Annotated in this window: 5 protein-coding genes; 3 read left to right on the forward strand and 2 right to left on the reverse strand. The window is 73.2% G+C overall.

What is annotated here, in order from left to right; translation table 11 throughout:
* Positions 1-1032: MFS transporter (locus tag DQW85_RS26615; RefSeq protein WP_162795401.1), on the forward strand; the 1032-nt coding region annotated here is incomplete at its 5' end.
* Positions 1033-1069: 37 nt separating this feature from the next.
* Here the strand turns inward: DQW85_RS26615 and DQW85_RS26620 are convergent.
* Positions 1070-1393, reverse strand: coding sequence for an ArsR/SmtB family transcription factor (locus DQW85_RS26620; protein WP_113702672.1), 324 nt, complete (start codon positions 1391-1393; stop codon positions 1070-1072).
* Between the two features lie 102 nt (positions 1394-1495).
* Here DQW85_RS26620 and DQW85_RS26625 point away from each other — a divergent pair, with 102 nt between their 5' ends.
* A complete protein-coding gene (locus DQW85_RS26625) occupies positions 1496-2587 on the forward strand; it encodes an NADH:flavin oxidoreductase/NADH oxidase (RefSeq protein WP_113702671.1) in 1092 nt (363 codons plus the stop codon).
* A gap of 9 nt (positions 2588-2596) precedes the next feature.
* Here the strand turns inward: DQW85_RS26625 and DQW85_RS26630 are convergent, their stop codons facing one another.
* The gene (locus tag DQW85_RS26630) at positions 2597-3115 is read right to left on the reverse strand and encodes a COG4315 family predicted lipoprotein (protein WP_205315427.1); all 519 of its coding nucleotides are present in this window, start codon (positions 3113-3115) and stop codon (positions 2597-2599) included.
* Between the two features lie 205 nt (positions 3116-3320).
* Between DQW85_RS26630 and DQW85_RS26635 the strand changes: the two genes are divergently transcribed.
* Positions 3321-4169, forward strand: an 849-nt coding sequence (locus DQW85_RS26635; protein WP_240197442.1) for a helix-turn-helix domain-containing protein, incomplete at its 3' end; no start/stop codon positions are given.

Raw genomic sequence — 4169 nt, forward strand, 5'->3', positions numbered from 1 at the left:
CTCGCCGCGGGACTGGCGACCGTCCCGGCGGTGCGGCGCTGGGGACGGTCGCGGGTGCGGTCCGGCGCGCTGCTCGCGCTGGCCGGTGCGATCGTGGCGCTCTGCGCGGGACCGGGGCCGTGGCTGACGCTTCCCGCCGCGGTGGTCATCGGCTGGGCCTGGAACGCCGCTCTGAACGTCGTCACGACGGTGCTTTCAGATCATCACGGTCCGTTCGCCCCCGCCGTGCTCAGCGAGGCCAACGCCATCGGGGTGGGAGGCGGCATACTCGCGCCGCTGGCGCTGGGCCTGGCCTCGCTGACGTCGGTGGGCTGGCGTGCCGGCCTGCTCGTCGCCGCCCTGCTCGCCGCCGGGGCCTGGTCGGCCGGTAGCCGGGAGAGCCTGCCCGCGTCCGCTCCCGGTCAGTTGCCGACCGGCTCGCGCAGGGAAGGCGCTCCCACTCGATCCCCGGACGGCCCGCGCCGGGTCCGCGGGGCCTTTCCCCGGCCCTTCTGGATCGCCTGGGCGCTCTTTCTCGCCTGTTCCGGGTTCGAGATGTGCATGCTGGTCTGGGGCTCCGAAGAGCTTCGGATCCACGCCCGGTTACCCCAGGCGACCGCCACGATGGGCATCACCCTGATGCTGGTCGGCATGCTCGTGGGCCGGCTCGCCGGGGCGCGGCTGGCGCGGCGGTGGCCCACCAGCGTGCTGCTGGCCTGCAGTGTCGGTGTGGCGCTCGCGGGGTTCGCGGTGTTCTGGCTGGCGGATTCGTGGCTCGCCCTGGCGGGAATCCTGCTCTGCGGGCTGGGCATGTCCCTGCACTTCCCGCTCGCCGTCGCGCGAGCGCTGGCCGCCGCGGGCGGTCGCAGCGACGCCGCCATGTCACGCTTCACCCTCGGGCTGGGGGTGGCCTCGGGCCTGGGGCCGTTCGTGCTCAGCGCGATAGCGGCGCCCGCGGGCATCCACCAGGCGTTCCTGGCGGGATTCGCCCTCCTGTTCGTCGCGCTCGTCCTGGCATGGCGGCTCACCGTGCTCGACCGGAAGGCCGCGTGATGGGCGTTCCGCGTGGCCACCCCAGGGGGACTGAAAGTCAGGGTGCCTGCCTGGTCGTGGCGGCGATGATGCTGTCGAGCAGGCCGGGGAAGAGGGCGTCGAGGTCTGCGCGGCGCAGCGCGTTCAGCTTCGCCGTGCCCCGGTAGCACTGGTTGATGACGCCGGCCTCGCGCAGCACGCGGAAGTGGTGGGTGCCGGTGGACTTGCTGACCGCCAGTTCGATCTCCGAACAGCCCACCTCGCGGTCCGACTCCGCCAGGAACCGCACGATCGCCAGCCGCATGGGATCGGCGAGGGCGTGCAGGACGGATTCGAGCCGGATGTCCTCGGCGCTCGGGTGCTCCAGGAGTCTTGTGGACATGCGCATCCCCCTTCCTGGCCATTGTACGAAGGCTCTCGTAGTACGACACCTATCGTAGTACGATGAGCGTCGTAGAATCGCCTGCCTGAGAAGGGTCCTTTCATGCTGTTCGAGCCCATCGCGCTGCGGTCGCTGACGATTCCGAACCGGATCTGGATGGCGCCCATGTGCCAGTACACGGCCGCGACCGACGGCCCCGAGGCGGGCGCGCCCCATGACTGGCACTTCGCGCACCTGGCCGCCCGCGCGGCCGGAGGCACGGGGCTGATCATGACGGAGGCCACCGCCGTCTCGCCCGAGGGCCGGATCAGCCCCGCCGACCTCGGCCTGTGGAACGAACGCCAGGAAGAGGGGTTCCACCGGATCACGCGCTTCCTGCGCCAGGCCGGCACCGTACCCGGGATCCAGCTCGCGCACGCCGGCCGCAAGGCGTCCACGGACCGGCCCTGGCGCGGCGGGGGGCCGGTGGCCGGCGCGGGAGGCGGTTGGCGGCCGGTCGCGCCGAGCCCGGTCCCGTTCACCGACGGTTACCCCACGCCGGACGAGCTCCCGGTGGAGGAGATCCGGCGCGTCGTGGCCGACTTCGCACGGGCGGCCGAGCGGGCGCTGCGCGCCGGGTTCCAGGTCGTGGAGGTGCACGGCGCGCACGGCTACCTGATCGGCCAGTTCCTGTCGCCGTACACCAACCACCGCACCGACGGCTACGGCGGGTCGTTCGCCGGCCGCACCCGATTCGCGCTGGAGGTCGTCGACGCCGTGCGGGCCGTCTGGCCGGACGAGCTGCCGGTGTTCTTCCGGATCTCGGCCACCGACTGGCTCACCGAGAACCCCGCCGACGAGCGCGTGGGCTGGACCCTGGACGACACCGTGTCCCTCGCCAAGGAACTGCTCGCCCACGGCGTCGACCTCCTGGACACCTCCAGCGGCGGCAACGCCCCCAGGGCGAAGGTGGTCACCGGCCCCGGCTACCAGGTGCCGTTCGCGGCCCGCGTCCGCGAGGAGACAGACCTGCCCGTGGCCGCCGTCGGCCAGATCACCGCCCCCCTCCAGGCGGAGGAGATCCTCGCCTCCGGCCGCGCCGACGCCGTCCTGCTGGGCCGCGAGCTCCTGCGCGACCCGTACTGGCCGCACCGCGCCGCCCGCGCGCTCGGCGTGCAGCCGCGCTGGCCCGACCAGTACGGCTACGCCGTCTGACCCCAGGCGCTACTCACCGGCCTTCTTGCCGGCCGCGTTGAGCGCGTACCACTCCGCGCCGAACTCCTTCTTGTCGTGCCCGGTGGTGTCACCCGGCTTCTTGTCGTCGTGGTAGTAGTACAGCGGCCACTTGCCGTAAGTCACCTGCTCGGCGCCGTCCTTGCGGGCGGTCGTGGAGAGCAGGTCCGCCTTCGCGCCGTCCTCGGCCTTGGGCTTGCCCTCGGTGAGGTACGGCGGCCACTCCTCGGCGCACTCGTCGTAGCAGGTCGGCTTGCCCTCCTTGTCCTTCTCGAACAGGTAGACGGTGCGCCCCTGGCCGTCCACCAGGATCTCGCCGATCTTCGTGTCACTCACGCGCACGGGCGCGTTCGGCACCGGTGTGGGGCTGCCGGGCATGGTCGGGGTCGACGTCGCCTGAGCGGGCCGGGCCGGTGGCGGCGCGGCGCCGCCCTGCTGGCTGCCGCCGCAGCCGGCTGTCACGAGCAGGGCGGCGATCGTCCCGGTCAGGGCCGTTGGAAATCTCCTCATGCCCCTCAGCACGGGTGCGGTCCCGGCTGAGTTCACCCCGCGGCGCGGGCCTTACCCAAGCCTTACGCTCACTGTCCCCGTCCATGGCCCAACGGGTCACAGCACCTCGGCGAGGGCCGGCGGAGGGGTGCTACCACCGGTAGTACGGCGGGCATTCCCGTCGCGACTATTCGGTACGGCGGGCCGGTCGGCATAACCTAGCGTTGTGACCCAGCCACTAGACCGTTTACCACCACAGTTCTGGTCGGCGCCCGCCGTGGCCGCCGCGCTGGCCGCGTGTGACGTCCCGGTCCTCCTCACCGAGGTCCGGCGGGCACGCGGCTGGACCCAGGCCCAGCTGGCGGAGATGGTCGGCTACTCGCAGAGCTGGGTGTCCAAGGTGCTGCGGGGCCGCCAGCCGCTCACCGTGGACCAGGTCCGGGAGGTGTCCATCCGGATCGGGGTCCCGCTCCACCTGCTTCGCTTCGGCGTACGAGGGGGTGACGATCCCACGCGACGCAGAGACTTCGGCAAGGCCGTGGCGCTCGCCCCGCTGGCCCCGCTCGCCGCGGGCGCGGGGAGCCCCGCCGACAACTTCTCCGGGACTCCCGCGCGCGCCGAGGTGGACGAGACCACCGCGCAGACCCTGACCAGCATCACCGGGGCACGACGCCGCCTGGAGGCCGGCACGCCCTCCAGAGAGCTCGCCCGCGGCGCCGTGGCCCACGTCGACCTGGCGGGCCGCGTCCTGCTCCGGGCCGACGCCCGCGTCGCCAACGACGTGCGCGCCGGGCTCAGCGAGGCCGCCGGGTTCGCCGCCTGGCTCCACGGTGACATGCAGGACCTCGGCACCGCCCGCACCTACTACCGGCTGGCCGTCGACAGCGCCCGCCAGGCCGGGCACTCCCTCCTGGCCGCCTACATGATCGGCAGCCGGGCCGCGTTCGAGGTGGAGGCCGACGACCCCTCGCTGGCCCTCGCCCTGCTGGCGCGCGCCCGGCGCGAGCTCGGCGACAGACCGCCGCCCACCGCCCGCGCCTGGCTGTCCAGCATCGAGGCGCTCGGCCACGCGGCC

It is taken from the genome of Nonomuraea lactucae, assembly GCF_003313395.1.
GTDB lineage: Bacteria > Actinomycetota > Actinomycetes > Streptosporangiales > Streptosporangiaceae > Nonomuraea > Nonomuraea lactucae.